This is a genomic window from Streptomyces sp. NPDC048196 (assembly GCF_040652715.1).
GTDB classification, from domain to species: domain Bacteria; phylum Actinomycetota; class Actinomycetes; order Streptomycetales; family Streptomycetaceae; genus Streptomyces; species Streptomyces siderophoricus.
Map to the genome: position 1 here is coordinate 36,068 of NZ_JBEZMM010000033.1, position 25,991 is coordinate 62,058.

The window sequence follows — 25,991 nt, forward strand, 5'->3', positions numbered from 1 at the left end:
TGGTTCAGATGAGGGTCAGCTGGGTCGGCCCCGGCGTCGTGGGCGTGGGCGTAGGTGCGGGTGCGGGGGCAGACGTGGAATCGGCCGCAGGGGTGGAATCCCCGGCGTCCCCGGACGGCGGGCGGATGCGGCGGGCCTCCCCGGAGCGGGCGGGGCCGATGCCGTATTCGGCGGCGAGTTCGTGGACCTGTCGGGTGATCCGGCGCTGGTACCACGTGGGCGCATAGGCGCCGTCCGCGTACATCGTCGCGTAGCGCCGTACGAGATGCGGATGGTGGCGGTCCAGCCAGGACAGGAACCACTCGCGGGCGCCGGGGCGCAGGTGCAGCACCAGCGGCGTGACCGATCCCGCGCCGGCCTCCGCGATGGCGCGGACCGTGCCGCGCAGCTGCTCCGGCGCGTCGCCGAGGAACGGGATGACGGGTGCCATCAGCACGCTGCAGGGAATGCCGTGCGCGGTGAGGGTGCGCACCACGTCCAGCCGGCGTTCGGGGGAGGGCGTGCCGGGCTCGACCGTGCGCCACAGCTCGTGGTCCAGGAAGCCGACCGAGACCGAGATGCCGACGTCGGTGATCTCGGCGGCCTGCCGCAGCAGTTCCAGGTCGCGCAGGATGAGCGTGCCCTTGGTGAGGATCGAGAACGGGTTGGCGTGATCGCGCAGGGCCGTGAGGATGCCGGGCATGAGGCGGTAGCGGCCCTCCGCGCGCTGGTAGCAGTCGACGTTGGTGCCCATCGCGATGTGGTCGCCGCGCCAGCGGCGCCCGGCCAGTTCGCGGCGCAGTAGTTCCGGGGCGTTGATCTTCACCACGATCTGGGAGTCGAAGCCGAGGCCGGTGTCCAGGTCCAGATAGCTGTGGGTCTTGCGCGCGAAACAGTAGACGCAGGCGTGGCTGCAGCCGCGGTAGGGGTTGACCGTCCATTCGAACGGCATCCGGGAGGCGCCCGGGACGCGGTTGACGAGGGAACGGGCGCGCACCTCGTGGAACGTGATCCCGCGGAATTCGGGGGTGTCGAACGTCCGGCTGACCACGTCCGCACCGAACAGTGCGGCCGGACCGTCACCCAGGTTGTCCCAGCGCATCGGGCCTCCTTCTGCATGCTGCATGCCGTCGAGCCCCCCGGCGCCATAATAGAACACATGTTCCCATCGCGTTCTCTTCTCGTCCGACGGGGCGGGCCCGCGGCGGATTTTGGGCGCGCACCCCAGTGGTGGTTGGCTTGGCGGCGCATCGCAGGACCGGCAGCCGACTACTGGAGGAAGACACACATGGGTCAGGTCGAGGCCACCACGCAGCGCGAGATCGCGGCGGACCCGGAGGACGTGTTCGACGCGCTCGCCGACTACAGCGGCACGCGCCGGCAGCTGCTGCCCGAGCACTTCTCGGAGTACGAGGTCCGCGAGGGCGGTGACGGCAAGGGCACCCTCGTCCACTGGAAGCTCCAGGCCACGAGCAAGCGGGTGCGCGACTGTCTGCTGGAGGTCGACGAGCCCACCGACGGCCAGCTCGTGGAGAAGGACCGCAACTCCTCCATGGTGACCACCTGGGTCGTCACGCCGGCCGGTGAGAAGCGCGCCAGGGTCGTCGTCACGACCACCTGGCAGGGCGCGGGCGGTATCGGCGGCTTCTTCGAGCGGACCTTCGCCCCCAAGGGTCTCGGCCGGATCTACGACACCATCCTCGCCAACCTCGCTGCGCGCCTGGAGAAGTGAGCGGACGTCATACGTCCCCTGTGTGTCGCGCGTCCCTGCGTCGTAGCTCCCCTGTGTGTCATGCGCGCGCAGCTCGCTGCCGGCGTCGGGTGCTTCCTGTGCTGAGCGCGGACGTCACATGCGTCACCCTGGGCACGTTGCGTCACGCTCACCGGTTCGGGTGGTTTCGGCCGCGCCCAGGTGCCCCGGCCGTCGGACCCGTTCCGCGCGGAAAGCCCTGATGGGAGCCCAAGGAGCCTGTCCGACAAGGCACTTGACGTCCCTTCCGGCCGCGCCCGACCCCTTTCGTCGCGCTTGAACGCTGTTGTCGCCCAATGCGAGAAATTGGGCGGCAACAGGCGTGACGAGGGGAGCAGCACGTGGGCGGGACCACCCTGAGCGACCCGGCCGGGCGGACCGGCCCACCGGCACCGGGCACGGCCACGGCACCGCCCGCCGGGGACCGGCCCGGTGCACCGGACGGCGCCGCGCCGGTGCCGCTCGGCCCCCGCCGGGCCCGTCCGGTCTTCGCCGGCCTGCTGTTGGCCCTGCTGCTCGCGGCCCTCGGCCAGACCATCGTCGCCACCGCACTCCCGAAGATCGTCGGTGAGCTGCACGGCCGGGGCGCGATGTCCTGGGTGGTGACGTCCTACCTCCTCGCCTCCGCCCTCGGTCTGCCCCTCCACGGCAGACTCGGCGACCTCTTCGGCCGCAAACCGGTCCTCCTCTTCGCCCTCCTGGTCTTCACCGCCGGCTCGGCGCTGGCCGGCTGGTCGCACACCATGGACGAACTGGTCGCCTTCCGGGCCGTCCAGGGCGTCGGCGGCGGCGGGCTGCTGATCGGCGTCCATGCCCTCGTCGCCGACGTCGTACCGCCCCGGGCCGGTGGCCGTTCCCGGGGACTGATCGGCGCCGCCTTCGGCCTCGCGGTCGCGGCCGGACCGCTGATCGGCGGCCTCTGCGCCGACCACGCCTCCTGGCGCTGGTGCTTCTATCTCAACGTCCCGTTCGGTGCGCTGACGTTCCTCGTCATCGCCTTCGCCCTGAAGCTGCCCCGGCCGCCCCGCCGGTCCAGGCCCGACCTCGCCGGCGCCCTGCTGCTCGCCGCGTTCTCCACCTGCCTTGCGCTGCTGATGAGTTGGGGCGGCACGGAGTACGCCTGGACCTCGCGGGTCGTCCTCGGGCTGGCGGCCGGGGCGCTCGGCAGCGCGCTGCTCTTCCTCGCCGTCGAGCACTTCGCCGCCGAACCGATCGTCCCGCTGCGGCTGTTCCGCGACTCGCTCTTCACCCGCACCGGCCTGATCGGCGCCGCCGTAGGCATCGCCCTCTTCGGCGCCGCCGGCTATGTGCCGACCTTCCTGCAGGGGGCCGACGGCGCCTCGGCCACCAGGTCCGGCCTGCTGATGCTGCCGCTGATGGGCGGCATCGTCCTCGCGTACGTCGTCTCCGGCCGCCTCATCGGCCGCACCGGCCACCACAAGGTCTTCCCCGTGCTGGGCTGTGCGCTGGCCGCCGGGGGGATGTGGCTGCTGACGCGGACGGCGCCGGGCACCGCCAGGGAGACCAACAGCCTCTTGGCGGCCGTCCTGGGCCTGGGCCTCGGCCTCGTGCTGCCGGTGCTGGTGCTCGCCGCCCGGAACTCCGTACGCGCCCGCGACCTCGCCACCGCGACCAGCGCCCACCACGGTTTCCGGCACCTCGGCGGCAGCGTCGGCGTGTCCCTCTTCGGCATCCTCCTCGCCACCCGGCCGGCCCGCCGGCTCGCCGGCCGGCTGCCGGTGGCGCGGCGGCTGCCCGACCCGGAGTCGATCCCCCCGCAACTGCTGCGCGCGCTGCCCGCCTCCCTGCGCGACGGCTCCGTCGCCGCCTACGCCCACGCCATGCCGAGGGTCTTCTTCTTCCTCGTGCCGGTGCTCGTCCTGGGCCTCGTGCTCGCCTTCTTCCTGAAAGAGAAAACACTGGTGTCCCACGCCTCTCACGCCCCGCAGACCTCCCCGACCCCGGACCGGCCCACCTCCTACGGCGAGCCGACCGAACCCGCGGGACCTGCCGGGCCTTCCGTACCTGCCGAACCGACCGGACAGACCGGGCCGACCGCCGTGCCGCAGGCCCGTTCCGCAGTGGACCCGGAGGCTCTCAACTCGACGTTCCCCGGGAGTGGTTACCGCCGTGGTTCCCGTTTCTCCGGTGGCGGGCATCCGGGCATCCCGGTGTGCGGGGCGGTACGGCACCACGACGGCTCCATCGTGCCGCGGGCCGCGCTCACCCTCATCGACGTCACCGGGCGGCAGATCGGCCGCGGCGCCTCCGGCGAGGACGGGCGGTACGCCCTGAGCACCCCCGGCCCCGGCTCCTACGTGCTGATCGCGGCCGCCGGCGGCCACCAGCCGCAGGCCGTGACCGTGACCGTCGGCGAACGGCCGGTCGAACTCGACGTGGTCCTCGGCGGCGCCGGGCGGCTGGCCGGCACCGTCACCACCGCCGACGGCACGCCCGTACGCGATGCCATGGTCACCCTCACCGATGTGCGCGGCGAGGTCGTCGCGACCACCCGCAGCGGACGCGAAGGCGCTTACGTCATCGGGGAGTTGGTGGCCGGCGAGTACACCCTCGCCTCCAGCGCACCGGCGTACCGGCCGGCCGCGCTGCCGGTCACCGTCCAGGCGTCGCGGGAGACCCGCCAGGACATCGAACTCGCGGGTGGTGCAGTGCTGCGTGGGACCGTACGGGCCGGTGGCGGGCGCCCCGTCGAGGACGCCCGGGTCACCCTGCTGGACGTCGCGGGCAATGTCGTCGACACCGCCGTCACCGGGCCCGACGGGCTGTTCCGCTTCGTGGACCTCGCGGCCGGCGAGTACACCGTGGTCGCCGCCGGATACCCGCCGGTGGCCACCGTCCTCCAGGTGGCCGGCGGCGGCCGCACCGAACGTGACCTCCAGCTCGGACACGAGGACTGACCACGCGCCAAGGGGCGGGGGCCGGGGGCCGGTTGTGCGGGCATACCACCTGTTCGGCCTCTTGGGGAAATGCCGCCCGCCGCATCAACCCGCGGCCGTAGCGTGGTGGCGGTGAGGCATGATCGGGGTACGAGAAAGCAACCGCCCATGGAGCGCGGTCCGTCGGACGCCGCCGGCCGGCCCGGTACGGCGGCGGCCCGGGTGGCCGAGCCGCGTCGCGCACTGCCGGGACGGATTCCGCTTGCGGTCGTGCTGGTGGCCGCGGACGGCCGGATCTCCCACTGGAGCGGCGGCGCCCGCCGGCTCTTCGGGCCCGGCCGTGCGGAGGCGGTGGGCACCCCCGCGCTCGACCTGATGCCGGTCACGGGTGCCCTCGGCGACAGCGGTGCGGAGGGGTGCGACGGGCCGGGCGGTCTGCCCGCCTCGTCGGGAGGTCCGACGTCCTACCCCACCGCGGGCCGGGCCCGGATGGCGACCGGCGGGGCGGGGCCCGTGGACCTGCTGTGGTGGGCGTACCCGCTCGCCGCCCCCGGCCCCGGTGCGACTCTCGTCCTCGCCGCGGACACCGCCCTGTTGCCCGACGGGCCAGGCGGGCCGGGCGGGCCGGGCGCCGGAGAGGAGCGCTGGATGCCCGGCTTCGCCCGGCACCCCGACACCGACTCGACCGACACCGAACCGACCGACACCGACTCGACCGACACCGATCTCCTCGCCATTGGTCTCCCCGGCGCCGACCTCCCTGCCACCGACCTCCCCGCCACCGATTTCCCCGACGCCGCCCTCTCCGGCGCCGCCGAACTGGCCCGCCGGATCCGCGGGTTCCTGCCGGACCTGAGTCCCGGCCTGAGCGCCCGGATCGTCGCGCAGGTGCGGGAGCTGGGCTGTCCGGTGCTGGAGATCAGCCGCCGGGACGGCCGGCCCATCGAGCTCGCCTAGGCAGGTGCCGTAGCCGCCCGTGGGCGGCCGGCTCAGCGCTGCAGGTCGCGGTGGATGGCGCGGGCGGCGCCCTCGACCGTGGCGACCCCGTAGTCCATGGTCGCGTTGCCGGTGGAGAGGACGGCCATGCCGTAGTCGTGGCCGCGGCCGGTGAAGGTGCCGACGCTGTTGATCCGCCAGCCGCCGGTGTCCCGCGGCAGCCAGCCGTTCTTGACGTGGACTGTCGCGGTGGCCGGGGCGCCGGCCGGTACGCCCCAGCGCTGGTCGGCCGCGACCCGGTGCATCAGGTCGAGTGCGTAGCCGCGGGAGGCCGGGCCGAGCACCGCCCCGTCCGTGGTGAGCAGCTGCATCAGGGTGAGCTGGTCGGCGGCGGTGACCTGGGTGAGGCCCCAGGACGCGCCGTGGCCCGGCACGGTGTCCTGCATCCCGGCGAGGTCCAGGAAGCGCTGGACGCCGGCCGGGCCGATCTGGTGCCACAGGGCGTTGGTCGCGTCGTTGTCCGACTTGGTGATCATGGCGGTCGTCAGCTTGACCTCGTGCTTGGTCAGCTTCCGGTGCGCCTCCTCGGCCTGCCGCAGCAGTGCACCGAGCACGGTGACCTTCACCACACTCGCCGAGTCGAAGTGGGTGCCGGACTTGAAGGCACACCGGGTGCCGGTGCGGCGGTCGTAGAAGGCCAGCGCCGAGGCGCTCCGCCGGCCGTGCAGGGCGTCGGCGATGTCGTGGGACAGGGCCGGGGCCAGGCCGGGCTTCTTGGAGCTGCAGACGACCTTGGCGCCGGCCACCGGGGCGCTGGCGGTGCCGGCCGCGGCCGGGGTCGCCGAGCTGAGCACCGTGAGCAGTGATCCGGCGGCCACCAGCGCGGCCAGTCCGCGGCGAGTGCCGGTTGCGAGGCGTCGTCCGTGGAGGCGTGATCCGTGCATGGGGTGGTTCCTGTCCCGCTGTATCGGGGCCCCGCCGGTGGCGGGTCGGCCCTGGGGTGACCGGAGGCGGTCGGGCCGGCGCAGCCGCGTGCGGCGGCGGTGCGCCCTTCATGGGTCACGGTGACGATACGGGGCAGGTCGGAGGGCACCCCGGGAATGTGAGGTGCTATGTCCGGATTTGGGAAGTGTGGCTCGGGTGTGAGATTCGCCAAATGGGGACGGACGGGGCGGGCCGGGCAGATCGGATGAGGGGAAGGGTGGAGGGAAGGGATGCGGCGCGCGGGGCGGGTGGTGCGGCGCCCCGGGGCGTGCCCCTAGGGGCGCGGCACCGGTTGGCGGAGGCGGCTGGGGCGTGGCCGGCGGGCCGCGGCGGTCCGTCGGCGGTGGGCGCCCGCCATCAGCCGGCGGCCGCGCAGGGCCAGCTCGATCTCGAAGCGGGTCCGCGGATCGCGCAGCCGGGCGCCGAAGAGCTTCTCCAGCTGGCGCATCCGGTACCGCACGGTCTGCGGGTGGATGCTGAGCGCCTTGGCCACCTCCGGCGCGCCCATCCCGCCCAGCCAGGCCAGCAGCGTCGCCTCCAGGCGCGCGCACCGCTCCGGTGACAGGCCAGCGAGCGGCCGGAGCCGGCGGGCGATGAGGGTGCGGGTGAGCGACTCGTCCTGGAGGAGCAGCAGGCTGGAGAGGTGGTCGTCGACGAACGCCACGCCCGCGGCGGGCCCGTCGCACCGGGCGGCCAGGTCCAGCAGGCGGGAGGCGGCACGGACCGAGGCGGCGGCGTCCTGCGGCGGCACCGCATGGCCGACCGCGGCGGCGCGGTGCCGCAGGATGCCCTTCAGTCGGGCCCGTCCCTCGTCGCCCTCGGCGAGCGCGCCGGGGATCAGCAGCCCCGGCGCCTCGTCCGGCAGGCTGACCAGGCAGTCGCCGAGCGCCGCGGCGACGAGGTGGAGGTCGGTGGCGGTCGCCAGCCGGACCGCCCGCACGGTGGCCGGCAGCGGCCGGCCGGCCCGCAGGACGTCCGCGATCAGCCGGGTGACCTGCGCCCCGTCGTTCCGCTCCAGGAGTTCCCGGAAGCCTGGATTGCGCTCGCAAAGGGAGCGGACGACCAGTTCGGTGAGGACGGCCAGTTGCTCGTCACCGCCGTCGTCCTGCGGGTCGCCGGGTTGTGCTAACGGGCTGGCGTTGCGTGCTGTGCTCATGATTCTGCCTCTGTCTCCTCATGTGGGAGGCCGGTCCGGGACGTTCTATCCCACCGGGCTGGGGGCGTCGGCGGCTGACAGAAGTCCGTCGAAACTCCATCGGAATTCTGGCGGATGCCCTTCCGCTTTGCGACAGAAACTGTGTGGAATACGGTGCCACACGAGCGTGTCCGCGTCACCTGCCGGCGCTGCGAGAGCTCACGGTGTTGCGGCCAACTCGGTGGTCCTGGAGGGTTCCGGACGAGGTGTCATGCCCTGTCGGGCGCGTTCGGCGCCTCGAAAACGTTGTGAACGAGTGATGTCCACAATCGTGCATACCGCCTGCCGCCTGCGATAGGACTGGTGACCGTGAAGATCCTCATCTCCGCCGACATGGAGGGCGCCACCGGCGTGACCTGGCCGGCGGACGTGCTGCCGGGCAAGCCGCAGTGGGAACGCTGCCGCCACCTGTTCACCTCCGACGTCAACGCGGCGATCGCCGGATTCTTCGACGGCGGGGCCGACGAGGTGCTCGTCAACGAGGCCCACTGGTCGATGCGCAACCTCCTGCTGGAGAAGCTCGACGAACGCGCGCAGATGCTCACCGGCCGGCACAAGTCGCTCAGCATGGTCGAGGGCGTGCAGCACGGCGACGTCGACGGCATCGCCTTCGTCGGCTACCACACCGGCGCGGGCACCGAGGGCGTCCTCGCCCACACCTACCTCGCCAACTCCCTCACCGGCGTCTGGGTCGACGGCACCCGCGCCAGCGAGGGCTACCTCAACTCCCTCGTTGTCGCCGAGTACGGCGTGCCCGTCGTCCTGGTCACCGGCGACGACCGCACCTGCCAGGACGCCCAGGGATACGCCCCCGAGGCGCCCGCCGTGGCGGTCAAGGACTACGTCTCGCGCTACGCCGCGGTCTGCCGGCCACCGGCCCGTACGGCCGCCGACATCCGGGCCGCGGCCGCCAAGGGCACGGCGCTGGCGGTCCGTCACGAAGCGGCGCGCCGGGGCCCGTTCCACGTCGAGTTGGAGTTCGACGCGGAGCATCTGGTGGGTGCCGCCACCTGTGTGCCCGGCGTGGAGCGCAGCGCAGAGCGCCGGGTCGCGTATACCAGTCGGAACATGTACGAAGCCATCCGGTGCTTCAAGGCGGTCACCACCGTCGTGTCGTCCGCCGTGGAGGAAGAATATGGCTGAGAAGAACGGGCAAGAGGGCGCCGCCGGCCACGGGGCCGGGGTGGACCGGCAGGCGCTGGACGAGGTGGTGCGGTTCACCTCCGACCTGATCCGGATCGACACCACCAACACCGGTGACGGCACCTGCCGCGAGCGCCCGGCCGCCGAGTACGTCGCCGAACGACTGGCCGACGCCGGCATCGAACCGACCCTGCTGGAACGCACCCGGGGCCGCACCAACGTCATCGCCCGCATCGAGGGCACCGACCCCGCGGCCGACGCCCTGCTGGTCCACGGCCATCTCGACGTGGTCCCCGCCGAACCCGCCGACTGGACCGTGCACCCGTTCTCCGGCGAGGTCGTCGACGACGTGGTCTGGGGCCGCGGCGCCATCGACATGAAGAACATGGACGCGATGGTGCTCGCCGCCGTACGGCACTGGGCGCGCACCGGCGCCCGGCCGCGCCGCGACATCGTGCTGGCCTTCACCGCCGACGAGGAGGCCAGCGCCGAGGACGGCTCGGGCTTCCTCGCCGACCGGCACGCCCCGCTGTTCGCCGGCTGCACCGAAGGCATCAGCGAATCCGGGGCGTTCACCTTCCACGCCGGCGGCGGGATGCAGCTGTACCCGATCGCGGCGGGGGAGCGCGGCACCGCCTGGCTCAAGCTGACCGCCCGGGGCCGGGCCGGGCACGGCTCGAAGGTCAACCACGACAACGCGGTCAGCCGGCTGGCCGGCGCGGTGGCCCGGATCGGCGAGCACGAATGGCCGGTCCGGCTCACCCCGACCGTCCGGGCCGCACTGCGCGAACTGGCCGCCCTGCACGGCCTGGACGTCGACGTGGACGCGCCGGACTGCGATGTCGACGCACTCCTCGGCAAGCTCGGCCCGTCCGCCAAGCTCGTCGAACCGACCGTCCGCAACAGCGCCAACCCCACGATGCTGTCCGCCGGTTACAAGGTCAATGTGATCCCCGGCTCCGCCGTGGCCCATGTGGACGGCCGGGTCGTCCCCGGTGGCGAGGCGGAGTTCCGCACCACCCTGGACGAGCTGACCGGCCCCGAGGTGGACTGGGAGTACCACCACCGCGAGGTCGCCCTGCAGGCCCCGGTGGACACGCCGACGTACGCCGCGATGCGGGCCGCGGTCGAGCGCTTCGACCCGGACGGCCACGTCGTCCCGTACTGCATGTCCGGCGGCACGGACGCCAAGCAGTTCTCCCGGCTGGGCATCACCGGTTACGGTTTCTCGCCGCTGAAGCTCCCCGAGGGCTTCGACTACCAGGCGCTCTTCCACGGCGTGGACGAGCGCGTACCGGTCGGGGGACTGCACTTCGGTGTCCGGGTCCTCGACCACTTCCTGCGCGCGGCCTGACCGGCCCGCGCCCCGCCCGACCGGTGGAGGAGAGGATCCGCACCATGGTGACCACGGCCCCTTACGGCAGCTGGACGTCCCCGGTAGATGCCCGGACGGTCGCCGCGCACGACGGCCGGCCGGCCTTCGTCGGCGTGGTCGGCGACGAGGTGTGGTGGACCGAGCCGCGCCCCGCCGAGGGCGGCCGCCGGGCGCTGGTCCGCCGGCGGCCGGACGGCACCGAGCAGACGGTGCTGCCCGCGCCGTGGAACGTCCGCAGCCGGGTGCTGGAGTACGGCGGCCTGCCCTGGGCCGGGACCGTCACCGAGCGCGGACCGCTGATCGTCTTCTGCGACTTCGCCGACCAGCGGCTGTACGCCTTCGAACCGGACAGCGGCCGGGAGCCCCGCCCGCTCACCCCGCTGTCCGAAGTGGGGGAGGGGCTGCGCTGGGTCGATCCGGTGCTGCGCCCGGAGCTGGGCGAGGTGTGGTGCGTCCTGGAGGAGTTCACCGGCGAGGGGCCGACGGACGTGCGGCGGGTGATCGCGGCCGTCCCGCTCGACGGCTCGGCGGCCGGACACCGGCAGTCCGTACGGGAGTTGAGCGACGACCGGCACCGGTTCGTGACCGGTCCGCGGATCTCCCCGGACGGCGGCCGGGCCGCCTGGCTCGCCTGGGACCACCCCCGGATGCCCTGGGACGGCACGCTCGTCATGCTCGCCGAGGTCACCGGCAAGGGCGAGTTCACCGCCGTCCGGCCGGTGGCCGGCGACCTCGGCCCGACCGCTCCGGGCGGCGGCGCGACCGGTGAGTCCGTGGTGCAGATCGAATGGGACGCCGACGGCTCGCTGCTGTTCGTCTCGGACCCCGGCGGCTGGTGGGAGCTCCGGCGCCTCCACCCCGGTGCGGAGGGCGACGGCGCGGTGCCGAGCCGCGGCCTGTGCCCCGCCCGGCAGGAGGAGTTCGGCGGCCCGCTGTGGAACGTCGGCGAGCGCTGGTTCCTGCCGCTGGAGAACGGCACCGTCGCGGTGCTGCACGGCCGCGGCGCCCTGACCCTGGGCATCCTCGACCCGGTCAGCGGCGACCTCGTCGACGCCGCCGGACCCTGGACGGAGTGGACGCCCACGCTCGCCGCGCACGGCAGCCGGGTCGTCGGCATCGCGGCCGGCCCGGACCGCTCGTACGAGGTCGTCGAGCTGGACACCTGCACCGGGCGCGCCCGGGCGATCGCCTGCCGGCACACCGACGTCGTGGACCCGGCCTACTACTCCCGGCCGCGGCACCGCACCTTCACCGGTCCCGGCGGCCGGGACGTGCACGCCCACATCCATCCGCCGCACCACCCCGAACACACCGCCCCGGACGGCGAGTTGCCGCCCTACGTGATCTGGGCGCATGGCGGCCCCACCAGCCGCGCGCCGCTGGTGCTCGACCTGGAGATCGCCTACTTCACCTCCCGGGGCATCGGCGTCGCCCAGGTCAACTACGGCGGCTCGACCGGCTACGGCCGCGCCTACCGCGAGCGGCTGCGCGGTCAGTGGGGCGTGGTGGACGTCGAGGACTGCGCGGCGGTCGCCCGGGCGCTGGCCGAGGAGGGCACCGCGGACCCCGCCCGGCTCGCCATCCGCGGCGGCAGCGCCGGCGGCTGGACCACCGCCGCCTCGCTGACCTCCACCGACCTCTACGCCTGCGGCACCATCAGCTACCCCGTCCTGGACCTCACCGACTGGGCGAACGGCGGGACCCATGACTTTGAATCCCGCTACCTGGAGGGGCTGGTCGGCCCGCTCGCCGAGGTCCCCGACCGCTACCGCGAGCGCTCGCCGCTGCACCGCGCGGACCGGATCACCGCGCCGTTCCTGCTGCTCCAGGGGCTGGACGACGTGATCTGCCCGCCCGCGCAGTGCGAGCGCTTCCTCGCCGAGGTGGCCGGACGCGGGGTACCCCACGCCTACCTGGCCTTTCCCGGCGAGGGACACGGCTTCCGCCGCGCGGAGACCCTGGTCCGCACCCTGGAGGCGGAACTCGCCCTCTACGCCCGGACGTTCGGCTTCGCGCGCGACGAGGTCCCGCCGCTGGAGCTCCGCGAGTGACCGGTGGCCGCGTCGGACGTGGGCCCCACCAGGCCCAACCAGGACGTCTGCGGCGGACGGTGGCGAACTGACGTCCCTACCGGAAACCGGGTCCGGAGCGTTGACACGTCATTACTCGTGTCACAACATGAACGCGCCGCTACCGACTGGTTGGTACGCCGTGTCCCCGTTGGAGGTCCTGGTGCCCCGCGAGTCCCGAGCCGTGTCCCGTCCGCCGCTCCGCACATCCCTCGCCCTGCTGGCCGGCACCACCCTCGCCGCGCCCCTGGCCCTGACCGGCCTCCCGGCCGCGGCTGCCGGGCCGTACACCGTCACCGCGCTGAAGGTCACCGTCCGCGCCGGCGGCCGCAGTTGCACCGTCGACACCGACGTCTACCGCCCGTCCGGCGTGGACGCGGCCCACCCCGCGCCCGCCGTGCTGACCACCAACGGCTTCGGCGGCAGCAAGGCGGACGGCTCCACCGACGCCCTCGCCAAGGCGTTCGCCGCCCGCGGCTATGTGGCGCTGGCCTACTCCGGCCTCGGCTTCGGCCGGACCGGCTGCCCGATCTCCCTGGACGACCCCCGGATCGACGGCCGGGCGGCCGGCCAACTCGTCGATCTGCTGGCCGGATCGCGGACCGCCGACAACGGCACCCGCCTCGACTACGTCGCCAAGGACGGCCGGGGCGATCCGCGGGTCGGCATGATCGGCGGCTCCTACGGCGGGGCGATCCAGCTCGCGACGGCCGCCGTCGACCACCGGGTGGACGCCCTGGTCCCGCTGATCACCTGGAACGACCTGTCCTACTCCCTCGACCCCAACAACGCCGGCCGCCGTCGGGGCGCCGGCGGACCGGTGCCGGGCGCCTACAAATGGCAGTGGACCAACGGGTTCTTCCTGATCGGCGAGGCGCAGGGCCTGCTGCACCCCGGCATCGACCCGTCGCGGGCCGGCGGCGCGGGCTGTCTGCACTTCGTCGCGCGGGCCTGCGGGACCAAGCGGCTGCTGGACTCCGGGAAGTACCCGGCCGCCCGCACCGAGGCCATGCTCCGCTATGCGCGCAGCGTCTCTCCGGTCTCGTACCTGAAGTCCGTCACGGCGCCGACGCTGCTGGTCCAGGGCCAGGCCGACACGCTCTTCAACCTCAACGAGGCGGCCGCCACGTACCGGGCCCTGACCGCCCAGGGCACCCCGGCGAAGATGATCTGGCAGTACTGGGGCCACAGCGGCGGCATCAAGAACCCGCCCGCGGGCGAACTCGCCCTGGCCAAGGGCAACATGGAGGGCAGCTACGTCGGGCGCCGGATCCTCGCCTGGTTCGACCGCTATCTGCGGCACCGCCCACACACCGGCACCGGACCGGCCTTCGCGTACTACCGGGACTGGGTGACCGGCGGGAACACCTACGCCACCTCCGCCACCTACCCGGCGGGCGGCCGCCGGCGGCTGTATCTGTCCGGCGACGGCAAGCTCGTCGACCACCGGGCCGAGGTGGTGCGCGGCAGCCGCGAGTACCGCAATCTGCGGGCCGCCACCAGCCATTCGGAGAGTTCGCTGGCCGGAATGCTCCAGCTGCCCGACCCGGCACCGTTCGACGCCCGCGGAACGCATCTGGACTGGACGTCCGCGCCGGTCACCGGCCGCCCGGTGGACGTGGTGGGCGCGCCCAGGGTGACGCTGAAGGTGGTCTCGCCGCGGACCGAGCAGGTGCAGAACTCCGCCGACGCGGCCGACAAGCTCGTGCTCTTCGCGAAGCTCTACGACGTCGCGCCGGACGGCAGGCAGACGTTGGTGCACCGGTTGGTGGCCCCGGCCCGGGTGGCCGATGCGACCCGGCGGTTCACCGTGGAACTGCCGGGCATCGTGCACCGTTACGAGCCGGGGCACCGACTGCGCTTCACCCTCGCCGCGAGCGACTCCGCCTATGCGGGCAATCGCGGGGTGAAGCCGGTGACGGTCACCAGCACGCCCGAGGACACCGGAGTCCTCGAACTGCCGGTCACCCAGGGGGTGTTGCGGTAGCGGATGAGGTGGCTGCCGTAGGAAACAAGAATCGGGGCGGTACGGTGCGGGCGCGCCGCGGGCGCCGGAAGCCGTCCGGCTGCCGCGCGCGTCGGCCGTGCCGTCCGCGGGGGTGTCGGCTCAGTCGTCCGTGATCGTGATGGCCTGCACGGGGCAGGCCCGGGCGGCCTCCCGCACCAGCGGGTCGCCGGCGCCGTCCTCGCGGCCGGAACGCACCAGGCCGAAGCCGTCGTCGTCCTGGTCGAACACCGCGGGGGCGGTCAGGGCGCACTGGCCGGCGCCGATGCAGACGTCCTGGTCGATGGTGATCCGCATGCCGGACCCCTTTCGTTCGTCCGCCGTCATGGCCGCTACCAGGCCAGCGGCAGTTCGATCATGCCTTGGAGAGTGTCTCCCGGTTTGAACGGAATCTCGGCAGCCGGTACGGCGAGTCGCAGATCCGGGATCCGGGTGAACAGCGAACGGAGCGCGATCTCCAGCTCCGCCCGGGCGAGGTTCTGACCCAGGCACTGGTGGATGCCGAAGCCGAACGCGACGTGGTGCCGGGCGGACCGCCCGAAGTCCAGCCGGTCGGGCACCGGGAAGGTGTTCTCGTCGCGGTTGATCAGGGATGCCGGGAACAGCACGCCGTCGTCGGCGCGGATCAGCTGACCGCCGACCTCGATGTCCTCCTTCGCCACCCGCAGCAGGCCGTCGGCGATGGACAGGAACCGCAGCAGCTCCTCCACCGCGGCCGGCATCAGGCTCTCCTCGGACTTCAACTGCGCCAGCTGCTCCGGGTGTTCGAGCAGGGTGAAGACGCCGAGCGAGATCATGTTGGCGGTGGTCTCGTGGCCGGCCACCAGCAGGATCATGGCGAGCCGGACCAGCTCGTCGTGTTCCAGGGCGCCGGCCCGCAGCCGGTCCTCGATCAGCTCGTCGAGCAGTCCGTCGCCCGGGCGCTTCTCCTTGTCGGCGATCAGCCCGGCGAAGTACTCCTCCAGCTTGGCCCGGGCGTCCTCCGCCTCCTCGGCCGAGCGGCCGCGCAGGATGCGGCGGGACTCCTCCTCGAAGAACTCGTGGTCGGCGTACGGGACGCCGAGCAGCGAGCAGATCACCATCGACGGGACCGGCAGCGCGAACGCGGAGACCAGTTCGGCCGGCGGGCCCTGTTCCAGCATCCGGTCGATCAGCTCGTCGACGATCCGCTGGATCTCCGGCCGCAGCGCGGCGGTCCGCTTGACGCTGAAGCTGGGGATCAGCATCCGGCGCTGGGTGTTGTGCTCCGGGTCGTCCACCCCGATCAGCGGGGTGCGGACCCGGCGGATCGCCGCGAACCGCTCGAAGGGGATCGGAAAGGCCGGGTTCTGCCGGTCGGCCGACAGCCGCGGATCGCTCAGCAGCGCCCGCGCCTCGGCGTGGCCGGTCACCGCCCATACCTTGCGGCCGTCGTAGAAGGTCACCTGCGTCAGCGGTCCGGCCGCCCGGAGCGGCTGGTAGGCACTGGGCGGGTGGTAGGGACAGGTGCGGTCCTGGAAGTAGGAAATGGCTTCGGTCACGACATGCCTCCCGGGCGAGGGGGGTTGGAGTGGACTCGAACCACTCGCGTGTGAGATGTCAACGCACATGCGCGCCGTATTCGCCGCGCTGATCTCCACTTCATGCCTCGGACACATGGCGCGTCTACGCGTAGACCGGCCAACTTGGTTCATCCGCGGTCGAGTTCGGTCACCCGCACCTCCTCCTGCCGGCCGTCACAGCGGACGCACCAGCATGTCGATCACGCCGTCCAGATAGCGCTCCCGCGCGGCCCCGTCCGGCAGGCTCCGCGGGACGGCGTGCGCCAGCTGGGTGTGCCCGAGGTAGGCGGTGTACGCCAGCAGTCCGCGCCGGCGCGCCTCCTCCTCGGGGAAGCCCAGCTCCGCGAAGAGCGAGGCGACATAGCCGATCCGCCGTTCGGTGACCCGGGCCAGTGCGGCCGCGACCCTGGGCTGCGCCGCGGTCGCGAGCAGGGAGACCTCCAGGGGGTCCTCGGCGGACCGGTTCGTGGCGTGCAGCAGCAGCCGGCGCAGCCGCTTGCCGGGGTCCGGCTCGGTCTCGACCTCGATGATCACGGCCTCCGTGCCGAGCTGCTCCCAGCGCTCCAGGGCGGCCTCGACCAGCGCCTCCCGGTTGGCGAAGTGCCAGTAGAAGCTGCCCTTCGTCGTGCCGAGCCGGGCGGCCAGCGGCTCCACGGCCACCGCCGCGAGACCGCCCTCGCCCATGGCCGCGAGGGCGGCATCGGCCCAGTCCTGCGCGGTCAGCCGCTGCCGGGGGACGCCGCCGGATTCCTTCGTCCGCTGCTGTCGTGCCATGTCCATACGCTACCGTACGGTGAAACATACGCCACCGTATGGAGGTGCTCCGTGCGTACCGTTCGCGACGTCCATTCCCGCACCGTCCAGGCCCCGGCCGAGACCGTCGGCGACCTGCTCGACCGGCTCGGCAGCGACCACGACCCGCTCTTCCCCGCGCCGGCCTGGCCCCCGATGCGCTTCGACCGCCCGCTGGGCGTCGGCGCGGACGGCGGCCACGGCTTCGTCCGCTACCGCGTCGGCGCCTACGAGCCCGGCCGCCGCATCCGCTTCGACTTCACCGACGGCAGCCGCGGTCGGCACGAGGTCACCGTCCACCCCGACGGCCCCGACCGCTGCCGCGTACAACACCTCCTGGAGGCACAACTCCCGCCCGTTCGGCGACTGTTGTGGACCCTCGCGATCCGTGCGATGCACCGCACCGTCGTCCAGGAGCTCTTCGACAACATCGAACGGGCCGCCGCGGGACGGCGGATACCGCCACCCCGTCGCTCCCCGTGGATCCGCCTGCTCAACCGCCTGGCGTGGGACCGCGCCCGGGCCGTCGAACTGCCCGCCGCCGCACGGCTCGCGCGCCGGGCCTTCCCGCGCACCGACTTCGAGGACGCCTGGCAGCTGGACCTCCGGCCCGGCCTGCCGGAGGCCCCGGAGGCGTGGCAGGGCGTACTGCGCGGGGCGCCCTTCCCGGTCGTCGGCCGGACGGACCAGGAGCTGCTGCTCGGTGAGGACGCCCGGCACCTCGACTTCCGGGCCTCGCTCCTGGTCGCGGACGGCACCGTCACCCTCGGCACGGTCGTCCGCATCCACAACACGGCCGGCCGGCTCTACTTCGCCGTGGTCCGCCGCGTCCACCCCTTCATGGCCCGCACGATGCTCCGCCGCATCCACCGCCGTCTGGCCCTCGCCGCCCCGACCGCCGCCGAGCGGGAGGCGGCGGTGCGGACCTGAGCGGCCGGGCTACTTCTCCAGCAGCGTGAGCAGGAAGGTGACCACCACGACGCCGATGCCGAGGGCGGCGCCGAGCACCGGGTCGACGTAGGCGAGGTAGACGGCGAGGCCGCCGAGCACGAGGGCGAGTGCGGTGCGAGTGTCCATACCCTCAAGTCCCGCCGGGGCGGCCGGAATTTTCGTCCCGGCCCGATGAAAAACTTCCGGCCCCCATCCCGTCCTTCCAGGGAGCCCGGGACCCCCGAGCGGTACCCGGTCAGCGGAGAGGGACGACACATGAGGCAGCTCTCAGGGGGCGGAAGCGACTCCGCGGAGTCACCCCGCCGGCTGTCCAAGGAGCGCGAGGCCGAGCTGATGGAGGCGCTGCGTACCGTCGAGCCGCGGCTGATCGCCTCGGTCACGCGGGTCACCCACGACTACCACCTGGCCCAGGACATCACCCAGGAGGTGTGCATCGCCATCTTCCAGGAGTTCCGCAAGGGCACGAGGTTCGAGAAGCCGGTCCTGGTCTTCGCGACCGTGGTGGCCCGCAACAAGCTCCGCGACCACTGGCGCAAGAGCTCCTCGGGCGAGCGGCCGTACGACGAACCGCCCGAGCACGGGCGGCGGTTCGGCCCGGACCCGGCCGCCGGCCTCGAATACCTGGAGCTGCTGGAGTCGGTGAAGGCGGCGATCGCCGACGAGCGGCAGGCGGCGGTCTGGGAGCTCACCCACGTCTGGGGCCTGAAGGGCACCGAGATCGCGGAGCTGCTGGAGATCTCCTCGGCGACGGTGAGCCGGCAGCTGGCCGCGGCCGAGGCGAAGGCGAAGTTCTGGCGGCAGGACGAGGACCTGGAACCGGCGTAGGCCCCGGGCTCCCGGCGGCCGCAGCCTCTGGCGGCCGCCGCCTGCCGGGCTGGATCCCGCCCCGAGGCCGTGCGGCAAACGCGGCTTCAGGGTGGGACCTATCCCGCCCCGGTCTTCACATCGAAATGGGGAGCATCCATGAGTGAACGTCAGTCCTCTCCGCACGAGAGGCTGCTGACCTATCTCCGAGAGGGGGACCGCCTCGTGCCACCGGACACCCGCACCGCGCACGACTGGGACCTGCGCTACGGGGCCCTCGCGGCGGCAGCCGACCTTGGTGGGGCCACCGAACCACCGGAGCCCACCGACCTCTCGCCGGCGTCCTGGTACGACGACGGACACCAGGCGGGCCTCGGCCGATCGGTGGTGAACCGGTGAAGGCCGGTCGCTTACGGAGGGACCTGAGCACGCACGCGCACGTCACGGGGGGCGTGCGCGCGCGGAGTTGACGGCGGGGGCACCGGCGGCGCGGCCACACGGGGGTGGGCGGCGCCGGCGGGGCCCGGAGCCGGCCACCGCGCGTTCCGGCGCGGTGCGGGGACCGTGGCAGACTGCCTGTATGGGGCAACGACAGGGGGACCAGGCCGGGCGCGGCACCGCGTCGGCGTGGGCGGCGCTCGGGGGTGAGCCGGGGCTGATCGAGCGGGTCGGGTACCGCGGGCCGGGCGGTCTGCTGCCGGCGCGGCTCGCGGTGGGCACCTTGGCGCGGGGCACGGTGGCCGTGTGTGCGCTCGCCGCGGCCGAGCTGGCGGCGACCCGCCACGGCGGCCCGGTACCCGCCGTACGCGTCGACGAGGGAGCGGTCGCCACCGCCTTCGTCAGTGAACGGCACCTCCGGATCGACGGCCGCCCGGTATCGGCGTTCGCGCCGCTGTCCCGCTTCTGGCGGGCCGCCGACGGCTGGGTGCGGACCCACGCCAACTACCCGCACCACCGCGCCCGGTTGCTCCGGGCACTCGGTCTGCCGGACGGTGCCGAGGTGCCGGAGGTGGAGGCCGAGCTGGCCGGGCGCGCGGCCGAGGAGATCGAGGAGACCGTGTACGCGGCCGGTGGACTGGCCGTCGCGGCGCGTACGCCCGGGCAGTGGGCGCGGCATCCGCAGGGCGCGGCGGTGGCCGCCCGTCCGCTGCTGACCCTGGGCCCGCTCGACTCCGGCGGACCGCCGCGCGTCCTGCCGCCGCTCGCGGGGCACCCGGTGCGGCCCGCCGCCGGTCTGCGGGTCCTCGATCTGACCCGGGTGATCGCCGGCCCGGTCGCCACCCGCACCCTCGCCCTGCTCGGCGCGGACGTGCTGCGCATCGACGCCCCGCAGTTGCCGGAGAGCCAGGACGCGCACAGCGACACCGGATTCGGCAAGCGGTCCACCGCCCTCGACCTCGGCCCGGCCGCCGGCCGGGCCACCTTCGAGGAGTTGCTCGCCCGCGCCGACGTCGTGGTCACCGGCTACCGTCCGGGCGCCCTCGACCGCTTCGGCCTGGCCCCCGAGGAGCTGGCCGCCCGTCGCCCCGGGCTGGTGGTGGCCCGCCTCTCCGCGTGGGGCCACGACGGCCCCTGGGCCGAGCGGCGCGGCTTCGACAGCCTGGTACAGGTGGCCACCGGCATCGCCGCCGTCGAGGCGGGCCCGGGCGGGACCCCCGGCGCGCTCCCCGCCCAGGCCCTCGACCACGGCACCGGCTATCTGCTGGCCGCCGCGGTACTCCGCGCACTGACCGAACAGACCCGCACCGGCGGCTCCTTCCTCGCCACCGTCTCCCTGGCCGGCACCGCCCACTGGCTGATGCACGACCTGTCGGACGGGAAGCGGAAGGACGGGCTCATGAACGGGCCCGGGCCTACGCCGTCCGATGCCGCCGCGCCCGGCGACCGCGGGTACGACCCGGCGGACCACCTCCGGGAGACCGTCGGCCCGCTCGGCCGGCTGCGCCACGCCGTGCCGCCGGTCTCCTTCGACGGCGCGCCCGACACCTGGGCGACCCCACCCGGCCGGGTGGGCGCGGACGTCCCGGTGTGGCGCTGAGAGGGGACGCCCCGGTGTGGCGCTGAGAGGGACGCCGAGATGTGGTGCTGAGGGTGGGAGCCTGACCGTACCCGCTGGCCGTAATCGCTGCCGTAATCGCTGGCCGTCCCGTGCGACCGTCCGTACGATTTGCCGGTGACGATCAACCACCGCTACCTCGCACGCGGACCGCGGGTGGGCATCCGGCCCCTCACCGCCGCCGACCGGGACGAGTTCACCGCCGGGGCGCGCGCCAGCGCCGAGCTGCACCGGCCGTGGCTCTACCCGCCGACCGACGCCGCCGCCTTTGACACCTATCTGCTCAGGCTGCAGGAGCCCCAGCGCGAGGGCTTCCTGATCTGCGAGCTCACCACCGGCCGGATCGCGGGCTACCTCACGATCAACAACATCGTGCACGGCGCCTTCCGCTGCGGTGCGATCGGCTACGGCGCCTTCGCGCACGCCGCCGGCCGAGGCCTGATGAGCGAGGGGCTGCGCCTGGTGCTCCACCACGCCTTCGGCGCGCTGGGCCTGCACCGGCTGGAGGTCAACATCCAGCCGGAGAACGCCTCTTCGCTCGCCCTCGTCCGGCGCGCCGGCTTCCGCCGGGAGGGGTTCTCCCCGGACTTCCTCTTCATCGACGGCGCCTGGCGCGACCACGAACGCTGGGCGATCACCAGTGAGATGGTCACGGAGCCGGCCACGGACGGGGAGACCGCCACGGACCGGGAGACCACTACGGACGGGGAGACCGCCACGGACGGGACGGAGTGACGCCGGTGGCCACCACGGAGGTGGCCTTCGGCCGCACGGTGCCGGTCTTCCGCATCTTCGACGTGGCCAAGGCCCATGAGTTCTACGTCGGTTACCTCGGCTGCGCAGTCGACTGGGAGCACCGCTTCGAGCCGGGGATGCCGCTCTACACCCAGGTCTCACGGGGCAACCTCGTGCTGCACCTGTCCGAGCACCACGGCGACGGGACGCCCGGCGGGGTGGTGTACACGGAGCTGACCGGGGTGCGCGCGCTCCACGCCGAACTCGCCGCGAAGGACTACCCGTATCTGCGGCCCGGTCTGGAGCGCGACGAGACCGGGTGGTCCCTCACCCTCATCGACCCCTTCGGCAACCGGCTGCGCTTCACCGAGCCCGAGCCGGAGGCCGAGCCGGAGCCCGAGTCCGAGCCGGAGTCCGGTCAGGAGTGAGGGCCCGCTCCGGACCAGCCTCGGTCACCGGGACTTGCGGTTGATCTTCATGGTGTCCATGTCGGTGGCCGTGGACCGCAGGTCGCGGTATCCGAGGCCGGCCGCGGTCAGCGCCGCTTCCGCCTTCTCCTCGCCGAGGGCGGCCGCCATCTCCTCGCCGTCCGCGGCGTCCGAGACGATGACGCAGCGGTAGCTGAACGAGTGCAGCGTGGCGTCGTAGGCCAGCGCGCCCTCGGGCGTGAACCGGTACTGCGACAGCCCGTGTTGGTCGGCGTCGGCGAGCAGCTTCGCCCGGGACGCGGCCGTCAGGCCGTCCCACTTGCCGCGGACGATCACCCGGTAGGTGTGCTGGGTCGCCATGGTCCTTGCGTCTCCTGTCGCTGCGTCAGTGGGCCGGGAGCGCCAGGCTATGCGGCGGTGTCCGCCGGCGCCCCCGATTTTCCGATGCGGTTGCATCGCACCGTTCCCGGGGCGGCATCGGCACCGTCCCCCGGACCGCATCGCACCGTTCCCGGGGCCTTCCTTTGCGTAACCCTGACCCCGCGGGCCGGAAGAAGCCCTGTTCAGACCGGCGAGGAGGCGGTTCCATGGTCAACAGGAGGCCGCCGACGCCGAGGTGGCCGGTCCCCCCTGCGAGGCAGCCGTGGCCACGAGCGTGCGACGCACCACCCTGACCCTTCCCGCCGCCCCCCTCGGTCCGGACAACCCCCTCCCCGCCCTCCAAAGCGGCCACGACCTGCACCGCGTGCACATCCCCCGGGACGCCGGCCTGCCCGCCGACATGGCGCGCCAGATCGGATACCGGCCGCTGACGTCGATCCTGCCGGTCGCGCGGCGCGACGGATACGGCCGCGACCGCCGCAGCACCGACCTCGACGCCCTGGTCATCGAGAACGACCGGCTGCGCGCCACCGTCCTGCCCGCGCTGGGCGGCCGGGTGTACTCCCTGCACCACAAGCCCACCGACCGCGAACTGCTCTACCGGAACCCGGTGTTGCAGCCCGCCGCGTTCGCCCTCAACGGAGCGTGGTTCTCCGGCGGTATCGAATGGAACATCGGCGCCACCGGCCACACCACGCTCGCCTGCGCCCCCCTGCACGCCGCCCGGGTCCCGGCGCCGGACGGCGGTGAGATGCTCCGGCTGTGGGAATGGGAGCGGCTGCGCGATCTGCCCTTCCAGGTGGACCTGTGGCTGCCGGACGGCTCCGACTTCCTCCACGTGGGCGTACGGATCCGGAACCCGCACCACCACACCGTGCCCGTGTACTGGTGGTCCAACATCGCGGTCCCCGAGGAGGCGGGCACCCGCGTCCTGGCGCCCGCCGACGAGGCCTGGCTCTTCGGCTACGAGCGGACCCTGCGCCGGGTCCCGGTCCCGGAGTCGGACGGCGCGGACCGCACGTACCCGGGGAGCAGCGAGTTCCCGGCCGACTACTTCTACGAGGTGCCCGACGGCGCCCGCCGCTGGATCACCTCGCTCGACGCGGCCGGCCGGGGTCTGGTCCAGACGTCCACCGACGTGCTGCGCGGCCGCAAGCTCTTCCTGTGGGGCACGGGCCGGGCCGGCCGGCGCTGGCAGCAGTGGCTCACCGAGCCGGGCACCGGCGGCTACGCCGAGATCCAGGCCGGGCTGGCCCGTACCCAGCTGGAGCATGTGCCCCTGGACGCCGGCGGTGCCTTCGCCTGGCTGGAGGCGTACGGGCCGCTGACCGCCGACCCCGCGGTGGTGCACGGCGCGGACTGGGCGGCGGCCCGCGAGGCGGTCGCCGCCGGGCTGGAGGCGGCCCTGCCGCGGGCGGATGTCGACGCGGCGTACGCGGCCTGGCTGCCGTACGCCGACCGGGAGCCGAAGGAAGTGCTGGCCACCGGGTCGGGCTGGGGTGCGCTGGAGGCGGCCCGGGCCGGTTTCCCGCTGCCCGGTACGCCGTTCGACCCGGCCACCCTCGGGCCCGAACAGGAGCCCTGGCTGGCCCTGTTGAGGACCGGTGAACTGCCGCCCGGCGGACCGCTGCCCGGCCCGGCGCCGACCGCCCCGGCCTGGCGCGACCTGCTGGAGTCCGCCCCGCCGGGCCCGGCCACCGACTACCACCTCGGCCTCGCCCAGTGGCAGGCCGGCGACCGCGCCCAGGCGGTCCGCAGCTGGGAACGGGCGGTCGGGCAGGGGGTGGGGGCCCGGGCCGGGCCACCGATCCTGAGGCAGGAGCCGGGAGGCGCGGGCGCGGGGCCACCGCCCCGGAGGGAGGTGCCCCGCCCCGCCGGCCCGAGGCAGGCGCCCTGCCGCTCTACTGCCTGGCCGTCGCCGAGTCCGCGGCGGGCGAACCGGCGCGGGCCGCCGACCGGTACGCGCAGGCCTGCGACGCGGTGGCCGCGGCGGCCGCCGCGGACGGTCCGTCCGCCCGTACCTGGCGTGCCGCGCTGCCCGCCCTCGTCCGGGAGGCGGTGCCCGCACTGCTCACCGCCGGCCGAACCGAGGAGGCGGCGCGGCTGCTGGCCGCGCTGCCGGAGCGGATCGCCGCCGAGGGCCGCTTCCGGTTGCTGACCGCCCAGGTCCTGCTCGCCCAGGACCGGCCGGAGGCGGCCCGGGAGGTCTTCGACGCCGGCTTCGAGATCGCCGATCTGCGGGAGGGCGACGAGACGCTCAGCGACACCTGGTTCGCGATCGCCGAGCGGCTGACCGCGGCCGGCGGACCGGTCACCGACGAGGTACGCGCCAGGGCCCGGTCCGCGCATCCGCTCCCGGACGCCTACGAGTACCGGATGCGGCCGGTGTAGCCGGCCTCCCTACGGGTGCGCCGGGCCCGTACGCCCGATCCGGTGAACGTGTGCGCGGATCCGGAATGATCCCGGACCGTCCCGTGTTGTGCCCGGTCATGAAGGCAATCAGCACACAGCGCTACGGCGACCCCGACGTCCTCACCTACTCCGACCTCCCCGACCCGAAGGTGGGCCCGGACTCGGTCCTGATCCGGGTCCGGGCGGCCGGGGTCAATCCGGTGGACTGGAAGGCCCTCGCGGGCTATCTCGACCCGATGCTGAACGTCCACTTCCCGCTCGTCCCGGGCTGGGACGTGGCGGGTGTGGTGGAGGCGGTCGGCGCGGACGTCCCCGAGTACGCGGTCGGTGACGAGGTCATCGGCTACGTCCGCAAGGACGACCTCCAGCACGGCACGTACGCCGAGCTGGTCGCCGCGCCGGTGCGGACCCTGGCGCGCAAGCCGGCCGCGCTCGGCTGGCAGCAGGCCGCCGGACTGCCGCTGGCCGGGCTGACGGCCTATCAGGCCGCGGCGCGGGTCGGCGCCAAGGCGGGCGAGACGGCCCTGGTGCACGCCGCGGCGGGCGGTGTCGGCTCGCTCGGTGTGCAGATCCTCGTCGCCCAGGGCCTCCGCGTCATCGGTACGGCCAGCGAGCGCAACCACGACTTCCTGCGGTCCCTCGGCGCCGAGCCGGTCACCTACGGCGACGGGCTCGCCGACCGGGTGCGGGCGCTGGCGCCCGACGGCATCGACGTGGCCCTGGACTTCGTCGGCGGCGGCGTGGTGGACGTCTCGCAGGAACTCCTCAAGGACCGCGGCCGGGTGGCGTCCATCGCCGACGGCGAGGTCACGGAGAAGGGCGGCCATCTGGTGTGGGTGCGCCCGGACAGCGACGACCTGACCGCCCTCGGCGCCCTCGCGGACGCCGGGAAGCTGACCGTGGCGGTCGACGCGGTGTACCCGCTCTCCGAGGCGCCCGAGGCACTGCGGCGGAGCATGGCGGGCCGGGCCCGCGGCAAGATCGTCCTGGAGGTGTCCTGAGAGAGCCCGGGAGAGCCTGGAAGACGCCGTCCCGAGCGGGTGCGCCGGACGGGGGAGCAGGCCGCCGGGGAGTTCCGTCAGGCTCCCGCGGCCTGTTTGCGGTCGACGTACTCGAAGATCGCACCGTCCGGATGACGGGCCACCACATTCCGGCCGATCGGCGTCGGCACCGGCCCGGCGATGATGTCCGCGCCGACCGCCGTCAGATCGGCCACCGCCTCGTCCACGTCCGCCACGGCGAGGGTCGCGGTGATCTTCCGCAGCACCGACAACTCCGCATCGGGGCCGCTCATCAGGAAGAAGCAGCCGACGGCCGCTACCGACACACCGCCGCGCTGGAAGCGGATCGCCTCCGCGCCCGTCAGCCGTTCGTAGACGCCGATCGCGGCATTGAGATCACCGACGCACACCCGCAGCGAGGTCCCCAGAATGTCCATATGAACCACCCTAGTTGGGCCCCCGGCCGGTACGCGATCACCTGTCCGTGATCGGACCGTCCGCACCCGCACCGGGACGGTGCGACCTCCCGGCGGCCGTCCCCGGCCCGGCGGCCGGGG

At 73.7% G+C, this 25,991-nt stretch carries 25 protein-coding genes; 16 read left to right on the plus strand and 9 right to left on the minus strand.

Features of this window, described 5'->3' with window-relative positions; all coding sequences use genetic code 11:
- Positions 1-4 precede the first annotated feature (4 nt).
- Positions 5-1,081, minus strand: a complete 1,077-nt coding sequence (locus AB0E02_RS27075) for an Rv2578c family radical SAM protein (protein WP_362143406.1) — start codon at positions 1,079-1,081, stop codon at positions 5-7.
- Between the two features lie 186 nt (positions 1,082-1,267).
- Here AB0E02_RS27075 and AB0E02_RS27080 point away from each other — a divergent pair, with 186 nt between their 5' ends.
- The 3 genes from AB0E02_RS27080 (at position 1,268) to AB0E02_RS27090 (ending at position 5,583) form a co-directional block, all read left to right on the plus strand.
- Positions 1,268-1,711 (plus strand): SRPBCC family protein, encoded by a 444-nt coding sequence (locus AB0E02_RS27080; RefSeq protein ID WP_362143409.1) that lies wholly within the window; start codon positions 1,268-1,270, stop codon positions 1,709-1,711.
- A gap of 473 nt (positions 1,712-2,184) precedes the next feature.
- Entirely contained in the window at positions 2,185-4,647 is a 2,463-nt protein-coding gene (locus AB0E02_RS27085; protein WP_362143533.1) for an MFS transporter, read from the plus strand.
- Positions 4,648-4,794: 147 nt separating this feature from the next.
- Positions 4,795-5,583, plus strand: coding sequence for a hypothetical protein (locus AB0E02_RS27090; protein ID WP_362143412.1), 789 nt, complete (start codon positions 4,795-4,797; stop codon positions 5,581-5,583).
- A 32-nt stretch (positions 5,584-5,615) separates the two neighbouring features.
- On the opposite strand, the gene AB0E02_RS27095 is transcribed toward AB0E02_RS27090, so the two are convergent.
- Both AB0E02_RS27095 and AB0E02_RS27100 read right to left on the minus strand, forming a co-directional pair.
- Positions 5,616-6,506, minus strand: coding sequence for a serine hydrolase (locus AB0E02_RS27095; protein WP_362143415.1), 891 nt, complete (start codon positions 6,504-6,506; stop codon positions 5,616-5,618).
- A gap of 314 nt (positions 6,507-6,820) precedes the next feature.
- A complete protein-coding gene (locus tag AB0E02_RS27100; protein ID WP_362143417.1) occupies positions 6,821-7,702 on the minus strand; it encodes a helix-turn-helix domain-containing protein in 882 nt (293 codons plus the stop codon).
- A gap of 348 nt (positions 7,703-8,050) precedes the next feature.
- Between AB0E02_RS27100 and AB0E02_RS27105 the strand changes: the two genes are divergently transcribed.
- The 4 genes from AB0E02_RS27105 (at position 8,051) to AB0E02_RS27120 (ending at position 14,315) form a co-directional block, all read left to right on the plus strand.
- Positions 8,051-8,884: a M55 family metallopeptidase gene (locus tag AB0E02_RS27105; protein WP_362143537.1), complete on the plus strand. Its 834-nt coding sequence runs from the start codon at positions 8,051-8,053 to the stop codon at positions 8,882-8,884.
- On the plus strand, positions 8,877-10,238 hold the full coding sequence (locus AB0E02_RS27110) for a M20/M25/M40 family metallo-hydrolase (RefSeq protein ID WP_362143420.1): 1,362 nt from the start codon (positions 8,877-8,879) through the stop codon (positions 10,236-10,238). The genes AB0E02_RS27105 and AB0E02_RS27110 overlap by 8 nt, the downstream gene beginning before the upstream one ends.
- Positions 10,239-10,282: 44 nt before the next feature.
- Positions 10,283-12,310: a prolyl oligopeptidase family serine peptidase gene (locus tag AB0E02_RS27115; protein WP_362143422.1), complete on the plus strand. Its 2,028-nt coding sequence runs from the start codon at positions 10,283-10,285 to the stop codon at positions 12,308-12,310.
- 169 nt (positions 12,311-12,479) lie between these two features.
- Positions 12,480-14,315, plus strand: a complete 1,836-nt coding sequence (locus tag AB0E02_RS27120) for a CocE/NonD family hydrolase (RefSeq protein ID WP_362143541.1) — start codon at positions 12,480-12,482, stop codon at positions 14,313-14,315.
- A 120-nt stretch (positions 14,316-14,435) separates the two neighbouring features.
- On the opposite strand, the gene AB0E02_RS27125 is transcribed toward AB0E02_RS27120, so the two are convergent.
- From AB0E02_RS27125 to AB0E02_RS27135, 3 genes are all read right to left on the minus strand, one after another.
- On the minus strand, positions 14,436-14,630 hold the full coding sequence (locus AB0E02_RS27125; protein ID WP_030412947.1) for a ferredoxin: 195 nt from the start codon (positions 14,628-14,630) through the stop codon (positions 14,436-14,438).
- Between the two features lie 35 nt (positions 14,631-14,665).
- Positions 14,666-15,853, minus strand: a complete 1,188-nt coding sequence (locus tag AB0E02_RS27130) for a cytochrome P450 (RefSeq protein WP_362143426.1) — start codon at positions 15,851-15,853, stop codon at positions 14,666-14,668.
- Between the two features lie 195 nt (positions 15,854-16,048).
- A complete protein-coding gene (locus AB0E02_RS27135) occupies positions 16,049-16,654 on the minus strand; it encodes a TetR/AcrR family transcriptional regulator (protein ID WP_362143429.1) in 606 nt (201 codons plus the stop codon).
- Positions 16,655-16,699: 45 nt separating this feature from the next.
- On the opposite strand from AB0E02_RS27135, the gene AB0E02_RS27140 reads away from it, so the two are divergent.
- Positions 16,700-17,596: a DUF2867 domain-containing protein gene (locus tag AB0E02_RS27140; RefSeq protein ID WP_362143431.1), complete on the plus strand. Its 897-nt coding sequence runs from the start codon at positions 16,700-16,702 to the stop codon at positions 17,594-17,596.
- Positions 17,597-17,605: 9 nt separating this feature from the next.
- On the opposite strand, the gene AB0E02_RS27145 is transcribed toward AB0E02_RS27140, so the two are convergent.
- The gene (locus AB0E02_RS27145; protein WP_199816352.1) at positions 17,606-17,743 is read right to left on the minus strand and encodes a hypothetical protein; all 138 of its coding nucleotides are present in this window, start codon (positions 17,741-17,743) and stop codon (positions 17,606-17,608) included.
- 129 nt (positions 17,744-17,872) lie between these two features.
- Here AB0E02_RS27145 and AB0E02_RS27150 point away from each other — a divergent pair, with 129 nt between their 5' ends.
- The 5 genes from AB0E02_RS27150 to AB0E02_RS27170 all read left to right on the plus strand — a co-directional run bounded on the left by AB0E02_RS27150 (position 17,873) and on the right by AB0E02_RS27170 (position 21,640).
- Entirely contained in the window at positions 17,873-18,442 is a 570-nt protein-coding gene (locus AB0E02_RS27150) for a sigma-70 family RNA polymerase sigma factor (RefSeq protein WP_362143435.1), read from the plus strand.
- Between the two features lie 138 nt (positions 18,443-18,580).
- Positions 18,581-18,820 (plus strand): hypothetical protein, encoded by a 240-nt coding sequence (locus AB0E02_RS27155; protein ID WP_362143438.1) that lies wholly within the window; start codon positions 18,581-18,583, stop codon positions 18,818-18,820.
- Between the two features lie 181 nt (positions 18,821-19,001).
- On the plus strand, positions 19,002-20,459 hold the full coding sequence (locus AB0E02_RS27160) for a CoA transferase (RefSeq protein ID WP_362143441.1): 1,458 nt from the start codon (positions 19,002-19,004) through the stop codon (positions 20,457-20,459).
- 135 nt (positions 20,460-20,594) lie between these two features.
- Positions 20,595-21,212, plus strand: a complete 618-nt coding sequence (locus AB0E02_RS27165) for a GNAT family N-acetyltransferase (RefSeq protein ID WP_362143444.1) — start codon at positions 20,595-20,597, stop codon at positions 21,210-21,212.
- Between the two features lie 5 nt (positions 21,213-21,217).
- Positions 21,218-21,640, plus strand: a complete 423-nt coding sequence (locus AB0E02_RS27170) for a glyoxalase superfamily protein (protein ID WP_362143447.1) — start codon at positions 21,218-21,220, stop codon at positions 21,638-21,640.
- A gap of 24 nt (positions 21,641-21,664) precedes the next feature.
- Here AB0E02_RS27170 and AB0E02_RS27175 read toward each other — a convergent pair whose 3' ends face one another.
- Positions 21,665-22,000: a DUF6204 family protein gene (locus tag AB0E02_RS27175; protein WP_362143450.1), complete on the minus strand. Its 336-nt coding sequence runs from the start codon at positions 21,998-22,000 to the stop codon at positions 21,665-21,667.
- A gap of 283 nt (positions 22,001-22,283) precedes the next feature.
- Between AB0E02_RS27175 and AB0E02_RS27180 the strand changes: the two genes are divergently transcribed.
- The 3 genes from AB0E02_RS27180 to AB0E02_RS27190 all read left to right on the plus strand — a co-directional run bounded on the left by AB0E02_RS27180 (position 22,284) and on the right by AB0E02_RS27190 (position 25,434).
- On the plus strand, positions 22,284-24,179 hold the full coding sequence (locus tag AB0E02_RS27180) for a DUF5107 domain-containing protein (protein ID WP_362143453.1): 1,896 nt from the start codon (positions 22,284-22,286) through the stop codon (positions 24,177-24,179).
- Positions 24,080-24,412, plus strand: a complete 333-nt coding sequence (locus tag AB0E02_RS27185; RefSeq protein ID WP_362143455.1) for a hypothetical protein — start codon at positions 24,080-24,082, stop codon at positions 24,410-24,412. Before AB0E02_RS27180 ends, AB0E02_RS27185 begins: the two co-directional genes overlap by 100 nt.
- 98 nt (positions 24,413-24,510) lie before the next feature.
- The gene (locus AB0E02_RS27190) at positions 24,511-25,434 is read left to right on the plus strand and encodes an NADP-dependent oxidoreductase (RefSeq protein WP_362143457.1); all 924 of its coding nucleotides are present in this window, start codon (positions 24,511-24,513) and stop codon (positions 25,432-25,434) included.
- A 77-nt stretch (positions 25,435-25,511) separates the two neighbouring features.
- Here AB0E02_RS27190 and AB0E02_RS27195 read toward each other — a convergent pair whose 3' ends face one another.
- Positions 25,512-25,871 (minus strand): VOC family protein, encoded by a 360-nt coding sequence (locus AB0E02_RS27195; protein ID WP_362143460.1) that lies wholly within the window; start codon positions 25,869-25,871, stop codon positions 25,512-25,514.
- Between the last annotated feature and the right edge of the window lie 120 nt (positions 25,872-25,991).

Bases quoted from the DNA above. Each gene is read 5' to 3' on its own strand.
- AB0E02_RS27145 (WP_199816352.1), bottom strand. From the start codon at position 17,743: ATGGACACTCGCACCGCACTCGCCCTCGTGCTCGGCGGCCTCGCCGTC.
- AB0E02_RS27155 (WP_362143438.1), top strand. From the start codon at position 18,581: ATGAGTGAACGTCAGTCCTCTCCGCACGAGAGGCTGCTGACCTATCTC.
- AB0E02_RS27160 (WP_362143441.1), top strand. From the start codon at position 19,002: ATGGGGCAACGACAGGGGGACCAGGCCGGGCGCGGCACCGCGTCGGCG.
- AB0E02_RS27175 (WP_362143450.1), bottom strand. From the start codon at position 22,000: ATGGCGACCCAGCACACCTACCGGGTGATCGTCCGCGGCAAGTGGGAC.
- AB0E02_RS27110 (WP_362143420.1), top strand. From the start codon at position 8,877: ATGGCTGAGAAGAACGGGCAAGAGGGCGCCGCCGGCCACGGGGCCGGG.
- AB0E02_RS27135 (WP_362143429.1), bottom strand. From the start codon at position 16,654: ATGGACATGGCACGACAGCAGCGGACGAAGGAATCCGGCGGCGTCCCC.
- AB0E02_RS27150 (WP_362143435.1), top strand. From the start codon at position 17,873: ATGAGGCAGCTCTCAGGGGGCGGAAGCGACTCCGCGGAGTCACCCCGC.
- AB0E02_RS27125 (WP_030412947.1), bottom strand. From the start codon at position 14,630: ATGCGGATCACCATCGACCAGGACGTCTGCATCGGCGCCGGCCAGTGC.
- AB0E02_RS27095 (WP_362143415.1), bottom strand. From the start codon at position 6,506: ATGCACGGATCACGCCTCCACGGACGACGCCTCGCAACCGGCACTCGC.
- AB0E02_RS27115 (WP_362143422.1), top strand. From the start codon at position 10,283: ATGGTGACCACGGCCCCTTACGGCAGCTGGACGTCCCCGGTAGATGCC.
- AB0E02_RS27090 (WP_362143412.1), top strand. From the start codon at position 4,795: ATGGAGCGCGGTCCGTCGGACGCCGCCGGCCGGCCCGGTACGGCGGCG.
- AB0E02_RS27080 (WP_362143409.1), top strand. From the start codon at position 1,268: ATGGGTCAGGTCGAGGCCACCACGCAGCGCGAGATCGCGGCGGACCCG.
- AB0E02_RS27195 (WP_362143460.1), bottom strand. From the start codon at position 25,871: ATGGACATTCTGGGGACCTCGCTGCGGGTGTGCGTCGGTGATCTCAAT.
- AB0E02_RS27075 (WP_362143406.1), bottom strand. From the start codon at position 1,081: ATGCGCTGGGACAACCTGGGTGACGGTCCGGCCGCACTGTTCGGTGCG.
- AB0E02_RS27190 (WP_362143457.1), top strand. From the start codon at position 24,511: ATGAAGGCAATCAGCACACAGCGCTACGGCGACCCCGACGTCCTCACC.
- AB0E02_RS27100 (WP_362143417.1), bottom strand. From the start codon at position 7,702: ATGAGCACAGCACGCAACGCCAGCCCGTTAGCACAACCCGGCGACCCG.